The organism is Bacillus sp. AFS012607 (genome assembly GCF_002558005.1).
Classification (GTDB): domain Bacteria; phylum Bacillota; class Bacilli; order Bacillales; family Bacillaceae_G; genus Bacillus_A; species Bacillus_A thuringiensis_S.
The window spans coordinates 129,512-154,586 of sequence record NZ_NTVM01000002.1; the positions used below are offsets into that span (position 1 = coordinate 129,512).

The following is a 25,075-nucleotide window of genomic DNA, read 5'->3' on the forward strand; positions in this document are numbered from 1 at the left end:
CTCCCCCATATTAAATGTAAAACCTAAATAAATCATATGAAGTCATTACCAATCCTTATCAGATTTTATTGTTAAATCGTAGGCTAAAGGCTCTTCAATAATTTTTTTAATCTCTTCTAATTTATTAGTTTTCCCAAGCGCCCACATCAATTTTGCTATGATGGCTTCCGTATTCATATCTCCAGATAATATTACTTGATGTTGTGCCACTTTCCGTCCTACTTCATAGAGAAGTATGTCTTCTCCTTCTTCCAGGCATTGAGTAGTAATCACTACAGCAATCCCCATTTCAGTCAACTCTTGAATTTTCGAAAGCAAGTTCCTTCCTTCAAAAGGTAATCCACCGTTACCAAAACTTTCAATAATAACCCCTTTATACAAATCTTTTAAACAATCAAATATCTCTGGTTTTGTACCTGGATACAATTTCATAAGAAAAACATCCGTACATAAATTAGTATTTATTGAAAGTTCATTATGGGAGGACTTTGGCTTCCAATGATATTTCAGTTCATCTTCATTTACCTCAGCAACATATGGATAATTCACACTTTCAAATGCATCATAACTTTTTGTTCGCATTTTAACTGCTCTCGTCCCAATAATCACCCTACTATCAAAAACAATAAACACACCCCCAACATCCTCACAGGCAAATCTAAGAGCATCAGCTACATTTTTCTTTGCGTCTGTCTTTTTAAAACTAATAGGTACTTGTGAACCTGTTAAAACAACTGGTTTTCTTAAACCTTGAAGCATATAAGATAACGCGGAAGATGTATAAGCTAACGTATCCGTTCCATGTGTAATCACAAACCCGTCATAGTCATCATAGTGATTAAAAACAGCATTAGCTATTTCTTTCCAGTGCTCAGGTTGCATATTGGTACTATCAATATTCATTAAGATTTTGCAATCTATTTCTAAGTTTCGAGAAGACTTCGAAAAATAATTCAATAATTCCTCAGCGGACAATCCTGGAACAAGCCCCTCATTCCCCTCCACAGATGCAATTGTCCCACCAGTTGCAAGTAATAAAATTTTCTTCATACACAACCCCTCCATAAAATAAACAACGATATATCGTTCGCGTAATGCGTATTTATATTTATCATTATAGAACTTAATTTGAATTAATCAAGATTTTGTATTCAATACGCGTACTTTTTTCTATTCTTGATTCTTTTTCTATGTTATAATTAATTTAATAAAATTAGATGGGGTATGAGACGAATGCTGGAACGTTTATCTAAATTAAGAAAAAATCAAAAATGGTCCTTACAAGAGACAGCAGATCGACTTGGGATTGCGAAAAGCACCTATGCCGGGTATGAAAATGGTTATAGATTACCTTCATTACAATCTTTATCAAAAATAGCCGATTTATTTGATACATCTGTAGATTATATATTAGGTCGAATTGAACATTCACATCAAAACAAAGATGTAATTGATATTACAAGACTCCTAAACGATCCAGATCCAACACTTTTAATAGATGGAGAAGCACTGTCAACAGAAGAGATAATAGATTTTATTGCTTTTGTGAGAAGTAAACGAGAACTAAGTTCCAAGAGAATAGAAAATATTGAACCAACATGTAAAAGTTGATTCAATAAAAAACGAAGACACTGTACTCTTTAAACTTAGAAATACTTAGACAATTAATTTGCAAACGGTTTATATAATGAATTCTTAGCAGCTGGCCTCATTCGGGGACTTATACTTGGAAATAATCCCATTGGTTATATGATTCAATTATTTTTCATCATTTGTGTAGTGGTAGCAGCTATTTTCGGAGGTTTCACATCCAATAAATCAATTATCATGAAACAAGGATTTCTCGCTATTTTAGCGTTGCTTGCCCTTTTATCTGTCATATAGAACTAAAGCTTTTCAATAAAGGAACTCACTTTTGAAGAATACGCCATTCTTTCTGTAGATTTATAAGAAAGAATGGCGTTTTTGTATGTCTATTTCTGTATCGAAAGAATTTGAAAGTATAACAGAATTAACAAGAATTAGCAAAGTAGATAAAGTAGATAAAGTACTATAATCATGAAAGAATCAAGGAAAAATAAAAGGAAATGAATCCAGTATTGTACTAGGCTCATTCCCTAGAGACTACTTAATAAACCGACCTTTCTAACTTTCGGGGGCACAGTCTAGTTGAAGTGCTACAACTACTTTAAAGTTAAGTGTTTAACCTTGAAGTACTTAATTCTTTTTTCCAGACAAAGCATACATTATATCTTGATGCTTTATTTTCCTCTTATAATTATGTGGTATCGGGAATTTGTTTCGGTGTTCTTTTATTATAATTATGATTACTATAAGTGATAAAGCTACAGGTATAAAAACGATTAACAAAGCATCTTAATGTTTATGAAATTCTTTGTTAATCGTTTCTCTTCTCCCTAATCTCCTGCGAGACTATATTTTTTCATTAAAATTCCCCATATCTTATTTGATTTATTCTGTAACACCAGATTGGGTTACTTTTACATCAGCTGTTACACGAAAACGTAAATGTTTATAGGATTCTTCCCATTCTTGACTGTTCCATTTTCTTACGTGAGTTCTACCAAGCTTTCTAAGTCCTATAGGATCTGTGTCTTTTTTAATAAATCTCTTTATCAATGTAGTTGCTTTTTTCTCTATTTCTTTTTCCATAATTTTTTCTAATTTTTTTATTTCTTTAGGATTATCTAGATTTTTTGTTTTTGTAAATTCTTGAATTTCAGCTTTAACTTGAATATGAGCATTTACGAATGGATGCTTACTATTCCCCTCCATCTTATATTTTGTTCTAGCTTTTATATTCTCTATCGTGGCGTAAGTATTTGGGGAACCAGGTAGTTTGAATTGGTATGTACCTTGTTTAAAATTATCTGTCAACAATTTAAATACAAATAAATCTTTAGGGTTTACTTTATCAACCATTTTACATCTTTTAAAAAGTGCTATTCCATCTAACTCCAACACATTACCTTTTTTAGATATTATCGGTAAATATGAATCTCTCGCATCATCATTAAGTTGGTTTAAAAACATAAAAAAATTTGTTTTTGGCTGCGTTCCATTATCCATATTTTGCTCCAGTAAAGAGGATAGATAGGAAGCAATTTCTTTTTCTTCAGAATAGTTCCCCTTTAATAGTGATTCCCCTTTTACATTTGTAATTGCTAAATAAATTGCATTTCCTACACTAGGATTTCGATTCAAAGTCTCTAAAATTTCCTGCATTCCCTTTTCAATTATTTTTTCATTAAATATAATAACACGCAATTGCCCCAACTCTAGAGGTCCAGAAGATTTTTCGGATGCTCTTGCAAGAACTTCTCTACCAGTCTGGCCTGATGCTGAATAGATTTTCGTTTCACCTTCCCCGCCTCCTTTATAAGCTGAAATCGCAAAGGTTCCTTTTAGCTTACCTTTTGCTTCGGTATCATATGCCGCAACTTGAACTAAGTCAATGTCATCCACAATTTTCGTTTTAGCACAACCTATTAAGAAGACACTTACTATAAGGAAAAGTATCCATCGCTTCATGTTTATCTCCTTAACTTTATTTTGGCGGTTTGAATTAGCCATAGTACAGGTAGGTATACATATATATATATAAAGCCCATTTGACCTGTCCAAGTATTTAATAAGTTAATTTTATTACGGTTATTCAAGAAAAATGATAAAACAAAGATGAATAGGATGATAACTGGCAAAACATATTTTTGCTTTATTCCCAGTGCCTCTTTTATACCACGACTTACTCCCCATAATGTAAAGGAAACATTGGGTAATATAAAAAAAGCCCAAACAGAAACAATAATGTATTCAAACCGCTCTATAAAGGGAAATTGTATAATTTTAATCATGCTTAAATATGCCCATATCGCACTCGCTAGTTGTTTTTCACTAAAAAACGCAAGAGTTAAAATCATAAGGTATGTGTAGACAATAGTCGTTACTAAATTTGCATAGTGCGCATATTTTTGAGACGTTTTTGCCTTTTTAATAAATGGGTAGTACAGCAATAACATTTCAAATCCAAAAAAACTAAACATATTTCCTTTCATTCCTTTCATAATTTCTAGGAATGAATGCTGTGCAATTGGAAATAAATTTCGGAAATCTGCATACTGCAAAGGATAAAAAAATGTGAAGATTAGAATGCTTGGGATAACGATTCCAAAGAAACCGATTCCGGCAACTACACGAAATCCTCCAGTAACAATGTAATAGCATAAACCCAAAAAAGCCCCAGCTATAACCCAAGATGAAATAGAAGGAAACATCCAAACATGTACTACTTCGATATAAGTATGTAGTGTTGTTGCACCTAACAATACAATATAGGATAAAAAAATGAAGTTGAATATTCCACCAATCCATTTTCCAAGTACGTTTTGATTGATTGCAATGATGTCTCCATTACCCTGATTTAAAATCTGATATATGATCCAAATCATAAGATTAACAGATATTCCAAAAAGTAGCGTGCTAATCCACGCATCATTTCCAACTAATTTTGCACTAATCCTTTCAAAACCAAGCATACCAACCCCCATCTGTATAGTAATAATTAAAAAAAATACCATATATGGAGAGACTTGATACTCAATTGGGATCTGTTTCATAATGCTCCTCCCTGTTAAATTCAATCATCAAAATCATTTCTTGATAGTATTTTATTTTTCTCTACCTCTTCTGGATTAAAGCGAAAACGCTGTTTAGACCTTGAAAAAATAGGACGTCGAAACATCGCTGAAATCGGCATACGTACAATACTGTCTTTCCAATCTGTAAGGCGTGTAGGATAAAAAGGAAACAAATAAGGACGTCTTAATGATTCTGTACGTAATAAACGTGCTAAAAGCAAAGAGCTTGTTAAAACAATTCCTAATAAACCCAACAGGTGTGCGGCGATTATAAAAGGAAAACGAATTACTCGAATTGTATTACCAATTCGATATATTGGTGCTGTAAATGAGCTAAGGGCTGAAAGTGCAACAATGATAATAAGTACATTACTTGTAAGACTTGCCTCTACCGATGCCTGTCCAATTACAATACCACCTACTATACCGACAGTTAGACCCACTTTAGTTGGTAAACGTGCCCCCGCTTCTCTCAGTAATTCAATCGTTATTTCTAAAAAAAGTGCTTCAATAACTGGAGGAAAAGGTACTTTACTTCTCGATATGATTAACGTTTCAAGAAGTTCTCTCGGAATTAGCTCGTAATGATATGTTAAAATTGCAACATATAATGGAGTTGTTAAGACAGAAAAAATAAAAGCAAAAAGCCTTAGCAGTCGAAAAAAGGAGGAAATAATCCAAGGCATGGTGTAATCTTCTGTCGTAGAAAAAAAGTCAATTAATGTTGTTGGAAGAGTGATAGCATAAGGCGAGCCATCTACAAAAAGTGCAATTTTCCCTTCTGCTAATACAGCTGCCACACGGTCCGGACGTTCTGTATTCAAAAATTGAGGGAATATAGAATTCGGGTTGTCTGCAATTAACTGCATCAAATAAGTACTATCCAAAACATGGTCTGTTTTTATTTGACTTACCCTTTTTATAATTTCTTGTAGATTTTGATCATTTACAATTCCCTCAATAAATACAATCGCAACAGTTGTGTTAGAGAGAGATCCTACTTTCAATTCTTTCATTTGTAAATAAGGTGTTGGAAGCTTTCTACGTACTAAATTTAAATTTACATCTAAATCTTCGACAAATGCGATTTGCGGACCCACAATATTGTATTCAATTTCGGCTTTTGTAATATCCCTTTTTTCTTTCTTTGACACATTTACTAACAAACAATTTAATTTATCTGTATCGAACTGAATCAGTATATAGCCATTTAAAATACTATCCTGAATATCTTCCATTTGATTTGTTATTTTTGAATTCTCAAAAGGTAAGACAGAGTGAATATCTTGTAACGAATCGAAGCTCTTCTCTTTTATATAAGTCAAAACCTCTTCATGAAATATATTTACATCGATTAATGTTCTAAAATATGAAATGACTATAGAGGAATTATTAGAAGCAATTTCCAACGTTATAAAATCTTTAGATTTTTTTAGTAATTTCATTAAATCCTGCAAAGATTCTATAGAGTAAACAGATATTCTTTCATGTGGTTTCAATTGATAATACCCTTCCTTTCAGAAAGAAACTATATATAGTTTTCAGGAAATTGCTATTTTTAAAATTAGGGATGGTGATATGTAAATATACTTATTGAATTAATAATAACGCCTTTGAAAATAACTTAACCAAAATTAGTTAAAAAATGTATTAAAAGTAAAAATAAGAAATGTTTTCGAGCATAATTACAATATTAAAAACATCCTTTCTTTTAGTTCTAAAGAAAGGATGTTTTTATAACAAGCTTTTTCAATTGTCTATTCTATAGGGTAAATTTACCAGTGTTCTTCTCTTTATTATTTCATTAAGTAACATTAGCATTACATTCTGTATGGTTTCTTTAAAAATTTCAGTAAAAGAATATATTAATTTTGAAGTGTACAAATAGGGAGAGTGACTTCAACTGTAGTCCCCTTATTCACTTCACTCTCAATAAATACCTTTCCCTGATGTGTTTCAATGATTTTATAACAGATCATTAACCCTAAGCCAACCCCCTCTTCTTTAATACTATAAAAAGGTTCTCCAAGGTATGGTATACGTTCTTTTGGAATCCCACACCCTTGATCGATAAAACGAATTCTTACTTGATTATTATCAAGTATATTTATTTGAATCAGAATTTCCCCTCCCATCGGCATAGATTCAATTGCATTTTTTAATATATTAACAAATACTTGTTTTAATTGATTTCCTTCACATGAAATCAATGGAATACCAGGGTTAAGATCGATTCTAAATTTTATATTATGCATCATTGCTTGAGGTTGTAGTAGCATTAAAACTTGATCCATTAGCACACTAATATCATTAGGTTGTATTTTTACCACCTGTGGTTTGGCTACCGCCATAAATTCAGTTGTTATGCTCTCTATACGCTCAATCTCTGATGATACTATATTAATATAACCCTGATTATTCTCATTTTCTGTTGATTTTAGTAATTGCATGAACCCTTTCATTGCAGTTAATGGATTATTAATCTCATGAGCCATTGCAGTCGCTAATTGTCCTACAACAGCAAGTTTTTCAGATTTTCGTAATAATTCTTCTGTTTTTAGCCGTTCAGTGATATCACGAGAAATACTTAGGAAAACCTTTTTACCATTTAAGTTAAAAACACGAACACTAAACTCAGCTGTTATTACTTTTCCTGTTGGAAAAACATATTCATCTTGCAAAGTGAAGGAAGTTTGTCCCTTTTTAATTTTTTCTAATAGCCTTACGATCATTTGAGAATCTTGTGGTACTATATTTGAAAATGATAATGAGAGCAACTCTTCTCTACTATATCCAAATCTTCTACACCCAACAGGGTTTACCTCAATAAATCGACTTGGAGCATTATCTTCATTCAGCTCTACTACATATACCGCATCAGTTGCTTGTTCAATTAGTGCACGGTACTTCATTTCACTATCTCTTAATTGCTGGTGTAATCGATGTCGTTCTCTTTCTGCTTGTTTTCTTTCAGAGATGTCTCTACATATTGCTGATAAAGCTATCACATTTCCTCTTACATCTAGTATAGGAGAAACTGTCAGACTGACATCAAGAAGACTCCCATCGCTCCTTTGTCTAACAGTTTCTAATCTAGTAACCACAGATTCGCCTGTTAGAATTTTCTGAATATTTTTAAGCGATTCTTCCATTAAAAAATCTGGTACACAAGGTAATCTCTTACCTATGATTTCTTGTGATGACCACCCAAATATCTTTTCATAAGCTTTATTTGCTTGTAAAATATGCCCTTCTCGATCAGAAATGGTAATAGCATCTAGATTGTGCTTTATAAATGATTCCAATAATTCTTTGGTAGCGCTTAATTCTGATTCTACCTTTTTCCTTTCGGTTATATCAACTGTAGAACCAACAACTTCAATAACTTGTCCATTTCGTTTAATCGGCCTAAGCGCAATAAGAATAATAGTTTTATCATTTGGCCAAGGTAATTCAAATATAATTTCTTTTCCTTCCCATGCCTGAAGATAGTACTTCATCAATTGTGGAACTAAATGTGGAGGAACAATAGAAGCATCAATAGTACGTAAGCTTTTTCCTACCACCTGTTCAGAATAAAATCCGTTTTGATAATAAAACTGTCCATCACATAAAGTGTGTATAAAGTGCTTATCCACTTTTTTAAATTTAAAAATTCCTCCTTGAAGCTCATGTACGGTATCTGCAAGTTCTTGCTTCGATTTTTTTAATTCTCGATTCATTTTAGATAAGTCCTGTGTTAAATAATACAATCTCTGGTAGGCTTCCATAAGAAATAGCCCAATTAAAAGTCCTAACGCTATATATAATAAGCCTCCTGTGTAAAGTAATGTAGTATTAAATAATACGCCAACTAACCACTTTATTCCAATAAAAACAGAAAAATATAACGATGCACTTTTAAAAGGATGTAGTTTTTTAAAATAAGTTTTAAAGGTAGAAAATAGAATCCCCATACCTAAATAAGCAATCACAGGAGGTTCCCAGTACCCTCCTGTGTAAAAGATACGCATTACAATTATGCTAATTAACGTAATCCAACCAGCAATACGACCAAAGTAAATAAAAGATAGAATAAGAGGAACAACTCGAAGATCGTAAGAAAATCCCATGTATGGAAAAGAAAAGAACATTAACGTAACTGCAATAATCCCTCCATAGAGCTTTTCGAAATATCGACTAGAATTAATTGTAAACACTTGAATAAATATTGCTGCGCTAACTAATAAAGAAAAAATAGAAAGGTTGATGAAATAATCTTTAATAATCATGTAATGTCCCTCCTTGCATTAAGTGTATTCGACAAAAAAGCTAAAAATCCTACAAATTGTATAAACAGTTCAAATGCATAAATTTTAAACTAGGATAAAATCTGGAAAAGTAAATAAGGAGCACAGCAGATGAGATATTTTAATGAAAAATAGTTCAAAAAAGATAATAGTAACCGTTGACTACTATTATCTTTTTTCTTTAAGTTATCGTAATACGTATGAAACTCTAAGGGACGTGGTATGTCATTTCATTAAACAATGATTATATGCTGAGTCATGAATATAGAAACTTCAACAGTAATTTTTGAAAAATAACATAAAAAAACAAAACTATCTTTGAAAATGGAAAAAATCTATATAAATGTCAACTAATCTATGTACAAAAACGTTCACTTAATTTTGCATAAAGTCACTCCACTTAGGAAGCTAAGTAGTTCTTCAAGGTCGATAAGAACACCTGTAGATGCTTCAGGATAACTACATAATTGTATGAGTAATGTACTTGAAACCTTTCGGTAAAACCATACACATAATACAACTAACTCCTTGGTTCAATATTTACTTTTTCGCTGAACAAATTCTTTTTCTTGAGCAAAATATTCTAGGATATAAGGAGATTTTTCAATTAACTTGGTGTCTAGTTTATTCTCCAGCTCCAATTACTTCGTTACTTTCAGATTCAGTTCATTATATTTTGTACTTTGTCTTTATACACAACATATTCTTTACCATCCACTACTGCTACTACCGCAAATTCATCATTTGGATTGAATGAAAGCCAATCAGCCCACATGTTAGTATTAGCCCCTCCACTCCACATATTATGAACAGTGTTTTTAGTTAAATTCATAACTTTATAAGACGCTTTTGGCGCATTTGTTCCAGTCTTTATTTCAAAAGTGTATGCGTTATGAATTTTTTTATAAAAGTAGAAAACGTTTGATGGACGAAGCTGATTCAAAAAATCCTGTTCTTTTTTCTCTGCAATTTTTATCCCTTCTTGCAAAGTGACAACATCTGTTTTTAATGTTTTCCAACTGTTTTTCGCTGCATTCAAGCTAGGGGTTAAGAATTTATATTTATTTTGATCAGCTTTTTGATCAGCTTTATCAATATGTCCCAGTACACCCGAATATTGAGAATCTAAATCCTCCCATTGCGTAGACATATAAGTAAGAGCAGTGATAGCACTATCAAGCGTACTATGCATATCACTAATATTATGAAATGCAACTCCAACTACACGATTCAATGTTATTTTATAATCTACAGTCTGACGCAATTTTGCTAATTCAGGTTCTAGCCAACCTAACTTACCTCTTGCATCACCTATCATTATGCCACCAGCAATCAAGGTTGGAATAAAGGGGATTTTTACCATGTCTAACCCCTTAGATTCTATGTCTTTCTGATATTTTACTTGTCCTAAAAGGTCCTCTAGACGCTTTTGGTCAGCCTCCACATCAGCACCTTGGTTTTTTAAAATCGATTGCAATGTCTCTTTATGACTTCCAAATGTTCTAACATCTTCTCCAATAGCATTTTTTAATTGAATTAATTCTTCTATTAATGCTTTTGCAGACTTTTGATTTTGTTGAATTCCTCCCTGTAAATCTGTAATCCCTTTTTTTAAAGTATCTCCATTTCCATTATTGATCGCCTCTACTAATGTTTCATAATAATTTTCAAATTTTGTATCGTATTCTATAATGCCTGTCAATGTATCAAAAAGCTGTTTTTTCACTTGTGTATTCCATGTAACAGCATGTGCTCTTGCATTCTTTTGATCTTGTACAATTTTACTAGGTAAATCTGCATTTCCATTAATAGTTATTCCTTCAAAACTCACATCTGGATTATTAATTAGCAAATAAGAATATTCATTCATAGCTTTTGCAAATAAACCAGCATCTTGCAAAGCTTTTTTCATCTGTTCTTCATTTGCTGAAAGAGATATATTTTCATTGTTCGTTTGTTCAATTTCAATCGCAAAAGTTTCTAGTGGTATGACTGCATAAGTAGTTGTTATAGTTAAAAACGCTGATACAGCGAGTAGTTTATTAGGGATTTTTTTCATCATTTCGTATTCCTCCTATATAAGGTATGGTTTCAAGTTCTAATCTTATTAAAAAGCGATGTCTTTCAAAATGAGTTCTACATCTTTTATCAGTATCGTTTGAACTTTCTTTAGCAGCCTTCAAATCATTAAGTATTAAAGAAAATGTATATAATCTGCTTCAAATTAACCGATTCTGTTGCAAATTTTAAAAAAGCAATTAAACTACAAGGTTATTTTTTATTCGAATCATACTTATATATAATTGAAAGGCGAAGTCTTTAATGAGACTCCGCCTTTCTGTTATATAAGGATTTATTAATTATTACTTTTCTGTTTAACAGTGTAATCATAGACTTTCTATGTTTTAGTTCACTTTACGCAGAATTAATATTTCCCTATTTTTGTGGAGTAACAGTTTCCACTTTTAATTCCTTTATTCCTTCTTTTAATGTAACAGCATCTGTTCGTAATGTTTTCCAACTGTCTTTCGCTGCATTTAAATTAGGTTTTAAGAATTTAAATTTATTTTGATCGGCTTTTTGAGCTGCATTCTCAATATGCCCTAGAACGCCCGAATATTGAGAATCTAAATCATGCCACTGCGTGGACATATAAGTAAGAGCGTTAATAGCATCATCAAGCGCCTTGTGCATTTCATTAATATTACTGTAAGCAACTCCAACTACACGATTTAAGGTTACTTTATAATCCACAGTCTGACGTAATTCTGCTAATAAAGGCTCTAACTTACCTAAATTATCCCTTGCTACTCCCACTATAATACCGCCAATTATTGGTAGACCCAAAATAGCACCCTTCATTACATTAAACCCATCAGATTCTAATTGTTTATAATAGTTTACTGATCCTAATACTTCTTCTAGACGCTTTTGATCGGCATCAACATCTGCACCTTGATTTTTTAAAATTGACTGCAAGAGCTCTTTATTACTTCCAAAAGCTCTAACATCATATCCAATAGAGTCTCTTAATTTAGTTAATTCTTCTATTAGTTGTTGTGCATACTTTTGATTTTGTTGAATTTCACCTCGCAAATCTGTAATCCCTTCTTTTAAAGTTTCTCCATCCCCTGTATTAATCGCTTCTACCATTGTTTCATAATAATTGTCAAATGTTGTATCGTATTCAACAATACCATTCAATGTATCTAAAAGCTGTTTTTTTACTTTCGTATCCCAAGTAACAGCATGTGCCCTTGCATTCTTTTGATCTTGTACGATTCTACCAGGTAAATCTACATATCCATTAATGGTAATTCCCTCAAAATTCACATCAGGATTCTTAATTAACATATAAGAATAGGCATTCATAGATTTTGCAAATAATCCAGCCTTTTGCAAGGTCTCTTTCATTCTCGCTTCATTTGCAGAAAGAGCCGTATCTCCATTGTTCGTTTGTTCAATTTCACTTGCAAAAGTTGTTACTGGTGAAACTACATTAGCAGTTGTAATAGTTAATAGCGTCGATACAGCGAGTAATTTATAAGGGATTTTTTTTATCATTTCATTTTCCTCCAATTTAGGTTTTAAATTTCAGTTCTACTCCTGTTTAAAAGCAATATCTTTTGAAATGAATTCTGCATCTTTATGAATATCATTCCAACTTTCTTTAGCGGCTTTTAAATCATCTGGTATTAAAGAGAATTTGTGGTCTTGCATAGAATCGATATTATCCAGTAAATCTGTATAATTTGCGCCCATTGTATTCCATTGCTTTTGAATATTTGTTAGAGACAATATCGCTTGATCTACAGTCTGATATAAATATGCCAATGTTTCTTTCGCGTTAGTAAGCGAAAGAACTGCTTGATTAGCACGATCTGCTTTCATACTTAATTCTCCGATTTTGTTAGAAATTTCATTATAGGAGTCCATATGCTTAGATGCTGTGACACCAGCCGCAGTTCCTAGACCGATACCAGCTGCACCAAGAGCCGAGAGTCCACCAACAACAGCCGGTGTTGCTGTACCGCCAGTTACAACAATAACTACCGCTCCTCCAATAGCTGCAATAACTAAAATAGCTGCTCCCAATCCACCACCAATTGACCATGCTAATACATCATCAAAATGTTTTTTCTGTGTAGAACGAAGTTGCTCAATTTCAGCTTGAAGTTGTGGAATCGTTGCCTGTTGACCTGCTAATATTGCAGTTAATCCACCTTTCCCATCTGGACCACCAACATTATTTTTAAAATCTGTAGAATTTTGATATAGTTTCCCTTTGAAGTCTTGTAGCATCTTAATCACATCTGTAACTTCTTTTGAATTTGTATTGATTGTAGTAATTAAATCATTTATACCCTCTTTTAGACCTGCCTTATCTTTCTTTTGTACAGTTTCTACTAATGTGTCGTAATAATTTTGAAATTGTTCATCGTAATTTACAATATTACGAGCAGTTTTTTGAATCTGTGGCTTCGCTGTATCTAACCAGTAATTCGCATTGATTCGTGACAGCTCTTGATTAAGGTGAATATTTTTGAGCAACTCTCCCCCCTCTGAGCCTAAATCGATATTAGATAAATTTACATTTGGTTGCTTAATCATTGTTTTTGCGTATAAATCCATTACTAGAATATGAGACCCTGTTTCAGCTAATGCTTTCTTCAGTCCTTCGGGGCCTAATGCATAATTGCCTACTTTTTGTTCTTGAGCGGTCGTTTCTTGTGCAAATGCATGAATAGTGTTACCGGTAGTAGCAGTTATAACAGTTGCTAATGTAGCTAAAGTTAGTACTTTGAATGGAAATTTTTTCATGACTATTCTCCTTCTTTCGCTAAATGCTTATAATCTGTATGAATTCCCTAAAAACGCAATATTAAAATTTATATACTTGTTCTTCAAGGTAACTTATTACATTTTTTAATTGTCTTAATGTATCTTTTTGAGACTGCTCGTTAGTTGTATCAACATTAGTAGATAATTTTGTAATGCTATTTTTTATTAGATTTAAATCTTCTTTATAGCGCTTTAGTAGATCCAGTTCTACATCTACTTGATTTGCAAACGTATGCAAATCATTTTGTGTAAGAAGAAGCATTGATTTTTGTAAATCAGCTATTGATAGTTTCGTTGTTAAATCATATATTTTTTGATTTTGTTTCTCTAAATCATCTAAATATGCTCGCTGTTCTGCTGTTAATTTATTTACTTCAGCAAAAACGCCAAATGTTTTCTTAATCTTTTCGGTATCAATGACCTTCATCAGGTCATACTCTTGTGTTTTTGCTGCGGCTGCGGCTGCTATTTCACCTTGTTTGCTTTTCTCAATTGCTTCACGAGCTGCTTTTTTTGCTGATTCAATCTCTAGAGCAGTTTTACCTTGTTCTGTCGCTTCTTGCGCCGCTTTTTTCTCCGCTTCTAGAATAGAGTTGTTAATTTCTTTTCCTTTGTTATACGCTGCCACCCCTGCTTGAGCAGCTGGTTCAATAATTTCTTTTGAAAGACTATAAACTTCTTTGAATATAGCAAATCCCTGCTCATTTAAAGCTCCTGGTATTAATGCAATTTGCTGTAAATCATTTTGAATTGCTTTTTTGGTATTTAATATTTCATTTTTTAACTGATCTATTTTTCCTGTTCCATCTGTACTTAGTATGCCTTGCGCAGTTGCCACATTAGTATCAAAATCTTTTAATTTTTTATCAAGCTGTAATTTAAGATCTGTTAATTCATTGATTTGTCGTTGCGCATTTTCTTGATTCGTCATAGCCATTTCTTGAAGTACTTCAAGTCTATCCGAAAACCCTTCTCTATCTTCTTTATTGTCTACAAACGATTTTAATGTCGGGTAATAACTATTAAATTTTGTTACAAATCCTTTACTTTTTGAATTTAATAGAATTAACTGTGGATAGAGTTCCGATGACCATTCCTTCATATCTTGTTTGATTAGGAATTGATTGGTATTTAAAGCTGGGACTTCCTCTAGCTGTACATTAGGACTCATTAAAGATTGATCAATATACGTTTGGATTAATTTAGATTGCGCACCTAATTTTCGTAATGAAGAGGAAATATCCATGCCTTCCTGTTGAGTTTCCGCTTGAACGATTGGTGTTGCGAGAGTATTGATAGGAATAGTTGCTCCAGTTACAATGGATGTGACTAATAATCCTGTCATTATTTTAGTTTTCATTCCGTACACTCCTTTACCATTGTTTTTATAACTTAATTCATATAACTTGTACGACCGCTCTCTTTGTAAACTGGATAAGAAGGAGAAATCTTTCAGATACGTTAATATCGTTGTTTTTTACTTCTAATAGGATGTAAGGATTTTATTTATCTCTCATTTCGATACTCTATTTTTTTAAATATAAATAACAAAAATTTATTAACTATATTTGAATCAGGCACCTTATGAGTAGTAAATTATTAATTCTTTCCTAAAGTTGCGGTTTAACTTACAGAATCGTGAGGATCAATAAACCAATGCTTACAGTTAATCTTGTCATAACATTGTTTAATTTCAATTTGATAATATCCCTCTTAGTTTTGTCAGCAAACTCCTTAGTAGACAACAAAAGGTGAAATTATACTGTACATTACTTATACTTTTATTGCGGAATAACTTTACTTTTGTTATGCAGAAACTTAGAACACGTTTATTACCAATTTGATTCTTGACCTCTTGTGAATAAATTGACTATTTAGAAAATTTTCAAAGACATAATGTTACTTATAACTTCACTATAATTCCTATTAGCGTAACCTTCTCCTTTCTGTCTGGTCATACCAGTTATGTTGTTCATTAAAACATTAAATTTTTAATGCGTAAATAGAAAAATTTTGTCGATTATGCTCGATAATTTACTGTTAAATAAAAATATGAACCGAAAAAAATTATATAAATATAGTTATTCGTAAATTTCATTTCTGTAATTGTAATGATTACAAATTAATGTGTATACGGTTAAAAATAACTATTTTAGCTCAACCAAGAAATTTTATTTTAGAAAAAATACTTATAGAATAATATAATAGGTTTTTTTATACTTTTTTACCTTTATTTAGTTATGTATAATTGCATAAAATGTAGATATATTTAGTAATATATGTTATATTATTGATTTTTTCACGAAATATCCCAATATCATTATTAATAAATATCTAATATGAAGATATTAGTCTATAAACTTATCATCGTTATAAACATAGGTTTTAAATTACAAAAAAGCTACAAAGCTTCCTTGGAACACTTTGCAGCCTTCTATCTTTTTGTTTCCTTTAGCAAAATAATGGTTAGTGAATTTTCATTTTTTGGGATACTTACACCCATGTTTAAGTCTTTACATTGGAGACAGTAGGTAACAAACTTATATTATTGTATATTTTTCACGGTACTGCCTAGGGGTCATGCTAGTGATTTTTTTGAAAACTCTTATAAAATAACTTTGGTCATTAAAGTTAAGCCAAGCACAGATATCTGATAACGAATAAGTAGTGAGTGTTAATAATTTCTTTGCTTCTTCCACTCGTTCCCTTTGAATATATTCGCTTAAAGTAATTCCCATTTCTTTTTTAAATAGTTTAGACAGATAAGTAGGCGTAATTTCTAAATGATTAGCAAGTTCATTCAGAGATATTCCATCGTAAACATTTTTATTAATATGTTTTATACATGTAGTAACCGCGTAAGAATACTTTTTTGCATTGTATTCTTTCACACGATCTGCAAAAGTACGTAAAGCATCCCCTGACAATCGCTTTACAGATTCTACATTATCTAATTGTTCCAGGGTTTGTATATATAAAATACTATGAGCAAAAGCAATATCTGGTGGCAGGTTTCCTTCTATTGCATATCGAGTGGCTAAGGTAATCGCAATAATTCCAAGGTTTTTTTGATTCCTGAGCGGATCCTCTATTAGCATAAGTTCAACATCTTCTTGCGAAACCGCATACATATACTGTATTAACTTTTTTTTATTCCCTTCTTTAATAGTCGAAAAGAAATCATTTACTAATGACATATTGTGCGTTTTAGGTTTGTTTTGTCGACGTTTTAAAATATATAAATCAGGTTTCACATTTTTATTAGGAATTTCCTCTAGTACTTTATTTTTTTCCAAGACAATATCTACATCTAACTTTTCATTGAAAATCATGTAATGTAATAGAATTCCCATATCAATTAATGTAGTTTTTTTAATCTCAGATAAACACTGATAATAGGCAAGTCTTTCTTGAATGTTATCATTTGATTTAAATTCTTTCTGAAATTTTATGATCATATCATCTGAATCTTTTGGATGTATAGTAGGACCGATTATAATAGTCCCTTTAATATCATCATGATTTTCTATATGAATTAGAACAAAATTTTCAAGATAGTTGTTACTTCGGAAAAGTGGCAAGTTAAAGGGATCGTTTTCTTGATAAATATCACTAAGATGTTCTTCTTTTGAAGAATAAAAAGGACTACAAACATTATCAGATGTAGAATGATATAAAATTTTTCTGTCTGCAGATAAAATATGTACAGGGGCATTAAATGCTTTATGTGCAAGATCACACAAGTGTTGTATATCGATAGAAGTATTCATTACATTCTCCTTTATAGATCCATAAAATATATTCTGTTAGATATAATTCACGACAAATAATACTATAAAATATCAAATTAGTACAATTCACAACAAAATATTACTATATCTTTTTTATAAAAATCATATATTATTTAATTGTAGTTAGCATCTAAATATCAGAGTAGATAAGTAAACGAAATAAGCTAAGTTCTTTTCTTAATTCTACAAGATATAATTATTGAACTTGAGAAAACAGTGAAGCACTACAAAATACAGTGGTAGTCAATGCGAGGACCGAGATAGAAAAATATTACAAATAAAACGAAAGTAACAGGAGATACTGTACCACCGCAAGAAATAACAGTCAAAGTTCCAATTCAATCATTTATACAAATTGAATTCAAAAAATAAATACTGCTAATTTAAATATGAAACTGAAAAACTATTTTGCTCCAAATTTTAGAAAAAGATAATAAAGAAGTCGTGAAATCGGAAAAAGAGGAAAGCGATACGGCTATTTTTGAAACACTATGTTTTGAAAAGTACAAGGTGGAGGAAATTCAAGTGCTCAATTAAACATTTAATTGAGAGAAAGGTCTTTTCATCAACTAAAAATAAAAATAAAAAACGAATGAAATATTCAAAAAATGACACTATATTACTGGTCGTAACATTAGTTTTACTTTCCACAAAAGAGGGAAAAATATATAGAATTTACAAATACTAAGAATAGCAAAATAGCTAGTTTTATTACCGCATCACATAAAGTGAAACTTTAATCAGTGGGGGTTTTGTTCATCCCCCACTGATTATTAGCCCACACAAATCGGGCTTTTACAGACAGTTGATCCCCCACCTAACTTCTTTGCTTCCGCTGAATTTTGAGGTGGGGGTCTTACTGCCCGGCAAATAGCGGGATAAACTTATTATTAATTTCCAAACACAATAGTTGTTAATCAACAAAAAACTTCAATAATTAAGGTACACAGTAAATTGATCTCAAAACAGTAATTACTACAGTATCAGTTTTTACTTATTCTATAAAAAAAGAAATATCACTTAATGATTATTACTTTATATCAATTTAGACATAAAACATTTTATTATATCAGCTTAAGTATTATGGAATTAAAATTATAAATAACACAAAAACCCTTTTAAGGGATCATACATCGTTCGTATCGAATTTATCACCTTTCGATACCTATGCCATTGACACAACTAAAAAAGATTATTACAAAGGAATCTGAGAGGTTTTTTCAATTTCGAAATTTTTTTTTGTAAATTAAAGGAAAAATAATCCGTATATATACGGATTATTTTCTTAGTGTAATCTGTATTGACCTGTTAACTGTTTTTCAGCCATTCAAACTAAGCGTTTTGTAAACTCTCCACCGATCCGAACCATTTGCAGATGATGTGATGTATCAGGTCCCAGTGTGACTCTTAGTTCAAAAGCAATTTCATACTTCATTTGCTCAATAGTACTTGTAGTAGCAGAAATAAGAATTTCCTTTGTATTACTTTCGTATCTTTGAATATTTATAATTGCACTTCCAATATATTTATAAATAACATGTGTCTACTTATGCTATTTATGCATAAGTGACCTAATTTCTTCCAGTATTTTTATAGGAACCCTTTCCCTCCCCTTATTCCACCAATTAAATTTGAAACACAAATGTACATTACATTTCAATATAACAATAAAAGCTACAAAAGCAACGAATTTACTATTTTAAAGTTAAGTGTTTAACCTTGAAGTACTTAAATTCTTTTTTCCAGATAAAGCATACATTATATCTTGATGTTTTATTGTCCTCTTATAATTATGTGGTATCGGAAATTTATTTCGGTGTTCTTTTATTATAATTAAAGTTTGAAGTTCTATGCTCAATACTTTTGCGAGAACATGATAGTTATATCCATTGTTTAACAGAGAAATTATGTCATAAAACATAGTTTTTCCGCCTACTAATTTTACTAATTTATTCTTTAACTCCTCCCCTTTTTCTTTAGCTTCATCAATTTCTAACAACATAGATTTTTTATTTGTCTGCTTAATGTATTGAGTATACAACTCTGGGAATTCTTTTTGTACTTCTTTGTTTAATACTGGTTTATATTTAATCATATAAGTAACTTGTAACAATGAGCGTTTTAACAAACTATCTTCAATGAGATACGCTACTTTATTAAATAAATGTACATATTCCTCAATATTGGAATAACTATTAAAATGAGCTAATACTCTACTTTTTATACTAAAAGCCTTGCCTACATAAATAATATTGTCATTATAATCTTTAATGAAATAAATACCACTGTCAGATTTTTTCAATTTATTATCCAATTCTTCTATACTCATAAAATGCAATTCACTCATACTTCTCTCTCCTTAGCAGTTTTAAATCGTAAAAAACAAGCAAGGTTTCTAAAAAAGTACTTAGCTGCCCTAGCATCTCTTATTTTATCTCTTGCTAAATGTCAAAAAACTGTTTCTATGTTACTCAACTATCAATATGATTATTAATAAAATTTTCTATCGTTATTATCTCGTAATTTTATCATGTAATTTCGAGATCGTTTCCTCATTTAAATTACTGTGTTTTATCGAATAAAGGAAATATATTACTACCCCAATAGTAATCCAAATACTAAAGTACACCCATGTCCTTAACGGTAAATTTAGCATTAAAAACACACAGCATACAATTGCAACGCATGGTAATACAGGTACAAAAGGTACCATAAATCCACGTTTTAAATTTGGGTGTGATTTACGAAGGATAATAACTGATAGACAAACTAACGCAAACGTCACCAAACTACCGATATTAACTAAATTAACTAATTCTTTCAAATCAATAAACCCAGCTATTATAGAGCTCCCTATTCCTGCCAATCCAGTTATAAAAGTGGGTGCTCCAGTTTTCTTATTAACTTTCGCAAATGATTTCGGTAACAATCCATCACGACTCATTGCAAAGAATACTCGTGTTGCCGCATACATATTGGAAAAAATAACAGCCATAAGGCCAATTACAGCACCTGCAGCAATTGCACCAGCGACTTTTCCTTGTCCTACAACTTCCATTACATAAGCCATTGCCTCAGGGACATTTAATTCTTTATAGGAAACCATTCCTGTCATAACAAGGCATACCATAACATAAATAATTGTACATATGATTAATGATGCAATAATACCGATCGGAAGATTACGTTTCGGGTCTTTTACTTCTTCTGCTGAAGTTGCTAATATATCAAAACCCGTAAAAGCAAATAAAATAGCTGCTCCACCCGTAAAGACTCCACTTAAACCGTATGGTGCAATTGGTATCCAGTTCATTGGTTTTACATAGAATATACCAACCGTAATAAACAACAAAATCATTCCAATTTTAATCGATACCATTGTATTATTGATTCGTTTACTTTCCCTCGTACCACGGGATAACATCCATGCTAATATCAATGTAATGATTACCGCTGGTAGATTCACAATACCACCATGCGAAGGAATCGTTACTAGAGCTTTAGGTATCTCTAATCCAAATCCCTTTATTAAATTGTGGAAATAGCCTGTCCATCCAGCAGCGACAGCCGCTGTTGCCACGATATATATTAACAGCAATGACCAACCTACTAGATGAGCAACAAACTCACCAATTGTTGCATATGAGTACGTATATACACTACCAGACGCCGGGAGTGTAGAAGCAATTTCCGCGTAACATAATGCTATAAATCCACATATAATTGCCGCAAGTATAAATGAAAAAACAACTGCTGGACCAGCATTTCTTGCTGCTACTAATCCAGTTAACACAAGAACACCCGTTCCAACTATCGAGCCTACCCCTAACATAATTAAATCAAATGCTCCTAATGTTTTCGTTAAAATCTTGCTTTGATTATGCTCTAACAATTGTGTAACGGATTTCTTTTTTAGTAAATTACTCATATTTTCTGTATCCCCTTTAAAATAAGGTTTATTCTTCTCGTTAGTGTTGTATATAAATTTACTTAGTTATTAACTAGCCTCATAATATTTCTTTTACATTAAATAGATTTGAAATATTATATAAATTCGCTTCTCACTTACTAGTTAAACTAGACATTTCCATAGATTTTTGCGTACAACGTTTCATAGCTGAAATGATAGCTGTTCTTAAACCTTTTTCTTCTAGCGTTACTACAGCTTCTATCGTCGTTCCACCTGGAGAACAAACCATATCCTTCAATTCACCTGGATGTATTCCTGTTTCCAATACCATTTTTGCAGAACCTAATACAGCCTGAGCCGCAAATTTATAAGCTTGTTTTCTCGGCATACCGCCAAGTACAGCAGCATCTGCCATGGCTTCTATAAACATATACACATATGCTGGAGAAGAACCACTAATAGATGTAACAACATCCATTAGTTTTTCATTTATGACCTCCGTCTGGCCGAAAATATTAAATATGTTCAGTACCTCTTTTATATCTTTTTCTGTAACCATTTCATTAAAACATAACGCAGACATTCCTTCTCCAACAAGTGCCGGTGTATTAGGCATTACTCTAACAACTTTTAACTTTCTACCAAATTCATTCTCAGTGCTCTTAATACTTTTTCCTGCAGCAATAGTTACAACGATTACATCATTTTTTATTTGATCTTTTATTTGGTTAATTACCGATAAGTATAAATCTGGTTTGATTGATAAAATTAAAATGTCAGCGCTGTTAGCGACTTCATTGTTGTTAGTAGTTATAGTTATGCCATATTCATTACTAGCATTTTTTAAATTAATGACATTTAAATCTGAACAAATTATTTGATCTGGAGAAACTATATTTTTTTTAATCATCCCACCTATCATAGCAATACCCATGTTTCCACATCCGATAAAACCTATTTGTTTATTCATAATAATTTGCTCTTGCTCCTTCTACTCTAAATTTTATTGATTTTGAAATTATTATTCTAAATAAGGGCTATTACAATTACTTGGTTTATCAATAGAATTTCAAAATTCTCCTTCCTATATAGAGCTTACATATACCTCTAATAACTTCTTTGCTTTCGCTGAATTTTGAGGTGTGGGTCTTACTGCCCGGCAAATAGCGGGATAAAATCATTTCTTTAATCTATAATAAGAAGGACATAAAAAAACAAAAAGTTACAAAAATTTTCAAATTAAAACTTTTATAACTTTTTGTTTTGATTCAAATATAATTTCAATTAAGGTATCTCATCGTTTTAAACTTGACGCTCCATAATCTTGTATAGTTACATTTATATGATATTTAATCGGTACTTTACTAAATGTTTGATCCCAATCTTTTTTGACTTTCTCCCATGTTCTCGGGTGTTTAATTCTTAATTGGTTGCCAAAACCCGCAATATCGACTTGATATTCTTTTTGTATTTTTTTTGTAACATGATGTACTAAGTGCTTTACTTCTTTTTCAATAGCTTTTTCTTCCTTTTTTAAAAATTCATTTTCAAAATCTTTTCCTGATTGCATCCAATTTTCAGACAAACGCCCTTCTGATTCAATGTTTACATCAAAGGAAATATTATTTCCGTTAACATGTGGTATGATTTTGCTTTTTATTGACTTTATTTCGTATATAATGAGTTTCTTTGATTCTTTATCAAAAGTTTTTACCACACCACCATTCCTTTTTCCGTTTATCCATACTACTCCTTCCAATTCCTGTTCATTTAAAAAGCCCATCAACTTTTTTGTCTTCCCTTTAATTACAGCAGCTCCTGCAAATTTTGTTTCCCCTTTTATCGATATTACATTTTGCAAAAGAAAACTGAACCCTGACCGCATCTTTCCTTCCAATTTAGCGAGCGATACAGGGGGTAAAATCCTTGTTGTTCTATTTCTATTATCTGCAATTCCAGACAAACGAAATGCTGGGATTTCTCCTTTTTTGTTTGATTCCAGTACCTCCTTCGCTAGACCCTTGCTAATTAAGAGCATACAGCTAAGCCGAACTTCATTGTCACGGAGATACTGTTCAAGTAATTGTTCTAAACTGTATGTACGTACAAGACTATCACTAATAACAATGTTTTTTAAATGTGGGCTAAACATTGTGCTCTCTCTTTTCAATGAAAACTCACGAACAATTTGATGAATGGAATCACCGGTCTCAGAAACATTTATATAACGTTTTTGTTGTCCATTTCCTTTACTTTGTGCTTGCGAACTAACAATTTGATAAGTAGCTGTTATAAGATTTCTTTTAGGATAACCTCCTTCCTCATCTTCTTTCTCAATTGTTGAATTCTTCCCTTTATCTAGTGCTATACCTGCAGTTAAACTCAACTCTTCTACTTCTTTACTGCTCCAACATCCTGTTAAAAATAGAAGCAAAAGCGTCCATAACAAAGCAAAATAGAACCGCATATAATTAAATTTATTTTTCACACTACTCCTCCTTTTAATCGCGTAATAATAAGAAGAAGCAGTGGCAGTAAACCAAATAAAAATAAAGCAGCATTACCGAGCATATCCCCCAATTTAAGCAAGTCATTTATATTTTTCGAAGTCATAGCAGTGATGTAAATGATTGGAATCAAAGCAAAAATAAACGGATGAATACTCTTTTTAAAGAGTTGCGCTAATCCTAATGCAGCTGCATAATAACTAATCGTATAGGTAGCAAATATTTGCATAATCCATATTACAAGCAGTAAAGATTCAAAACGTTCAAATATCAATCCAGAAATTTCAAAACTGCGCATAAGGTCAATTGTCGGCCATGTTCTTGTTACAACCCCATCAATTGATAATGCACCAATGACCATTACAACAGTTATTACATAAAAGATTAACGGAATAGAAATTCCAACTAAAATAGCTTTTACTGCTTTATTTCGTTGTTCCATAAATACCAAAAGAATTAACATAATTTCAGGACCTGTATATGCGAGAGACGTTGTTTTTATCCCATCTAATACTGGTTTAATTCCCAAACCTAATACGGGACGGAGATTATCTATCTCGAATATTCCGATGCTCATAAAGGAAATGATTAAAAAAATAAAAACAGTAATAGGAAATATTATTTCAAACATCCGTGCAATTGAATTAATACCACTCATAATCAAATAGAGACCTATCCACATAAAAGGCATAACAATAGCCCATGTGGGGGTTCCTTCGAGCAAAAAAAAGCTTATTACTTCTGCCATTGAACGAATTTGAAATGCTGAAGTTGTAAGAAAATACCCTATAATAAGAAAACTAAGCAACCTGCCTATCCATTTCCCTACAATATCTTGACTGTATTGGTAAAATGTTTTTTCTGGAAACTGCTGACTTAATTTGACCATAATTACTCCTGAAACCATTGCCAGTATTCCACCTAATATCACACTTATCCATACATCTGGTGTTTTCACTTTTTCCACAGATGCTCTAGGCAGAGTGAGAATTCCTGTCCCAAGTATGTAATTTACAATAATAACAACTGCCTGTGAAGTTGTTATTCGGTCTTTAAATTTAGTAATCACTGAAGGCCA

The 25,075-nt window shown here is 31.7% G+C and carries 18 protein-coding genes and 2 pseudogenes; 3 read left to right on the forward strand and 17 right to left on the reverse strand.

What is annotated here, in order from left to right; all coding sequences use genetic code 11:
* Positions 1 to 45 precede the first annotated feature (45 nt).
* Positions 46 to 1,050, reverse strand: coding sequence for an asparaginase (gene ansA / locus CN409_RS01000; protein WP_000722294.1), 1,005 nt, complete (start codon positions 1,048 to 1,050; stop codon positions 46 to 48).
* Between the two features lie 183 nt (positions 1,051 to 1,233).
* On the opposite strand from ansA, the gene ansR reads away from it, so the two are divergent.
* A complete protein-coding gene (gene ansR / locus CN409_RS01005) occupies positions 1,234 to 1,611 on the forward strand; it encodes an HTH-type transcriptional regulator AnsR (protein ID WP_000893569.1) in 378 nt (125 codons plus the stop codon).
* Between the two features lie 57 nt (positions 1,612 to 1,668).
* Positions 1,669 to 1,884 (forward strand): annotated as a pseudogene (locus CN409_RS01010) (DUF1304 domain-containing protein); the annotation flags it as partial.
* A 588-nt stretch (positions 1,885 to 2,472) separates the two neighbouring features.
* On the opposite strand, the gene CN409_RS01020 reads toward CN409_RS01010, so the two are convergent.
* The 10 genes and pseudogenes from CN409_RS01020 to CN409_RS01060 form a co-directional block, all read right to left on the reverse strand.
* On the reverse strand, positions 2,473 to 3,552 hold the full coding sequence (locus CN409_RS01020; RefSeq protein WP_000832876.1) for a Ger(x)C family spore germination protein: 1,080 nt from the start codon (positions 3,550 to 3,552) through the stop codon (positions 2,473 to 2,475).
* Between the two features lie 2 nt (positions 3,553 to 3,554).
* Complete coding sequence (locus CN409_RS01025; protein ID WP_000809703.1) at positions 3,555 to 4,637, reverse strand: GerAB/ArcD/ProY family transporter; 1,083 nt, start codon at positions 4,635 to 4,637, stop codon at positions 3,555 to 3,557.
* A gap of 20 nt (positions 4,638 to 4,657) precedes the next feature.
* Entirely contained in the window at positions 4,658 to 6,157 is a 1,500-nt protein-coding gene (locus CN409_RS01030) for a spore germination protein (RefSeq protein WP_000802307.1), read from the reverse strand.
* A gap of 366 nt (positions 6,158 to 6,523) precedes the next feature.
* On the reverse strand, positions 6,524 to 8,929 hold the full coding sequence (locus CN409_RS01035; RefSeq protein ID WP_086390633.1) for a PAS domain S-box protein: 2,406 nt from the start codon (positions 8,927 to 8,929) through the stop codon (positions 6,524 to 6,526).
* A gap of 431 nt (positions 8,930 to 9,360) precedes the next feature.
* Positions 9,361 to 9,588, reverse strand: a pseudogene (locus CN409_RS32210) (hypothetical protein); the annotation flags it as partial.
* Between the two features lie 20 nt (positions 9,589 to 9,608).
* Positions 9,609 to 11,009, reverse strand: coding sequence for a hemolysin BL regulatory component HblB (gene hblB / locus CN409_RS01040; RefSeq protein WP_097980979.1), 1,401 nt, complete (start codon positions 11,007 to 11,009; stop codon positions 9,609 to 9,611).
* Between the two features lie 374 nt (positions 11,010 to 11,383).
* Complete coding sequence (gene hblA / locus CN409_RS01045; RefSeq protein ID WP_000591973.1) at positions 11,384 to 12,511, reverse strand: hemolysin BL binding component B; 1,128 nt, start codon at positions 12,509 to 12,511, stop codon at positions 11,384 to 11,386.
* A 36-nt stretch (positions 12,512 to 12,547) separates the two neighbouring features.
* The gene (hblD, locus tag CN409_RS01050; RefSeq protein WP_000714435.1) at positions 12,548 to 13,768 is read right to left on the reverse strand and encodes a hemolytic enterotoxin HBL lytic component L1; all 1,221 of its coding nucleotides are present in this window, start codon (positions 13,766 to 13,768) and stop codon (positions 12,548 to 12,550) included.
* 61 nt (positions 13,769 to 13,829) lie between these two features.
* Positions 13,830 to 15,149: a hemolytic enterotoxin HBL lytic component L2 gene (hblC, locus tag CN409_RS01055; RefSeq protein ID WP_000850235.1), complete on the reverse strand. Its 1,320-nt coding sequence runs from the start codon at positions 15,147 to 15,149 to the stop codon at positions 13,830 to 13,832.
* A gap of 1,180 nt (positions 15,150 to 16,329) precedes the next feature.
* The gene (locus CN409_RS01060; protein ID WP_001097907.1) at positions 16,330 to 17,559 is read right to left on the reverse strand and encodes a helix-turn-helix domain-containing protein; all 1,230 of its coding nucleotides are present in this window, start codon (positions 17,557 to 17,559) and stop codon (positions 16,330 to 16,332) included.
* 429 nt (positions 17,560 to 17,988) lie between these two features.
* Here CN409_RS01060 and CN409_RS01070 point away from each other — a divergent pair, with 429 nt between their 5' ends.
* Positions 17,989 to 18,117 (forward strand): hypothetical protein, encoded by a 129-nt coding sequence (locus CN409_RS01070; RefSeq protein ID WP_003281887.1) that lies wholly within the window; start codon positions 17,989 to 17,991, stop codon positions 18,115 to 18,117.
* 790 nt (positions 18,118 to 18,907) lie between these two features.
* On the opposite strand, the gene CN409_RS01075 is transcribed toward CN409_RS01070, so the two are convergent.
* The 6 genes from CN409_RS01075 to CN409_RS01100 form a co-directional block, all read right to left on the reverse strand.
* Positions 18,908 to 19,087 carry a small, acid-soluble spore protein, alpha/beta type gene (locus CN409_RS01075; protein ID WP_042598237.1) on the reverse strand — a complete coding sequence of 60 codons (180 nt, stop codon included), beginning with the start codon at positions 19,085 to 19,087 and terminating at the stop codon, positions 18,908 to 18,910.
* Positions 19,088 to 19,285: 198 nt separating this feature from the next.
* A complete protein-coding gene (locus tag CN409_RS01080) occupies positions 19,286 to 19,927 on the reverse strand; it encodes a GIY-YIG nuclease family protein (protein ID WP_001292159.1) in 642 nt (213 codons plus the stop codon).
* Positions 19,928 to 20,092: 165 nt separating this feature from the next.
* The gene (locus CN409_RS01085) at positions 20,093 to 21,508 is read right to left on the reverse strand and encodes an amino acid permease (protein WP_097980980.1); all 1,416 of its coding nucleotides are present in this window, start codon (positions 21,506 to 21,508) and stop codon (positions 20,093 to 20,095) included.
* Positions 21,509 to 21,641: 133 nt separating this feature from the next.
* A complete protein-coding gene (gene proC, locus CN409_RS01090; protein ID WP_097980982.1) occupies positions 21,642 to 22,460 on the reverse strand; it encodes a pyrroline-5-carboxylate reductase in 819 nt (272 codons plus the stop codon).
* 324 nt (positions 22,461 to 22,784) lie between these two features.
* Positions 22,785 to 23,978, reverse strand: coding sequence for a Ger(x)C family spore germination protein (locus tag CN409_RS01095; RefSeq protein WP_097980983.1), 1,194 nt, complete (start codon positions 23,976 to 23,978; stop codon positions 22,785 to 22,787).
* Positions 23,975 to 25,066, reverse strand: coding sequence for a spore germination protein (locus CN409_RS01100; protein WP_097980985.1), 1,092 nt, complete (start codon positions 25,064 to 25,066; stop codon positions 23,975 to 23,977). The genes CN409_RS01095 and CN409_RS01100 overlap by 4 nt, the downstream gene beginning before the upstream one ends.
* Positions 25,067 to 25,075 lie beyond the last annotated feature (9 nt).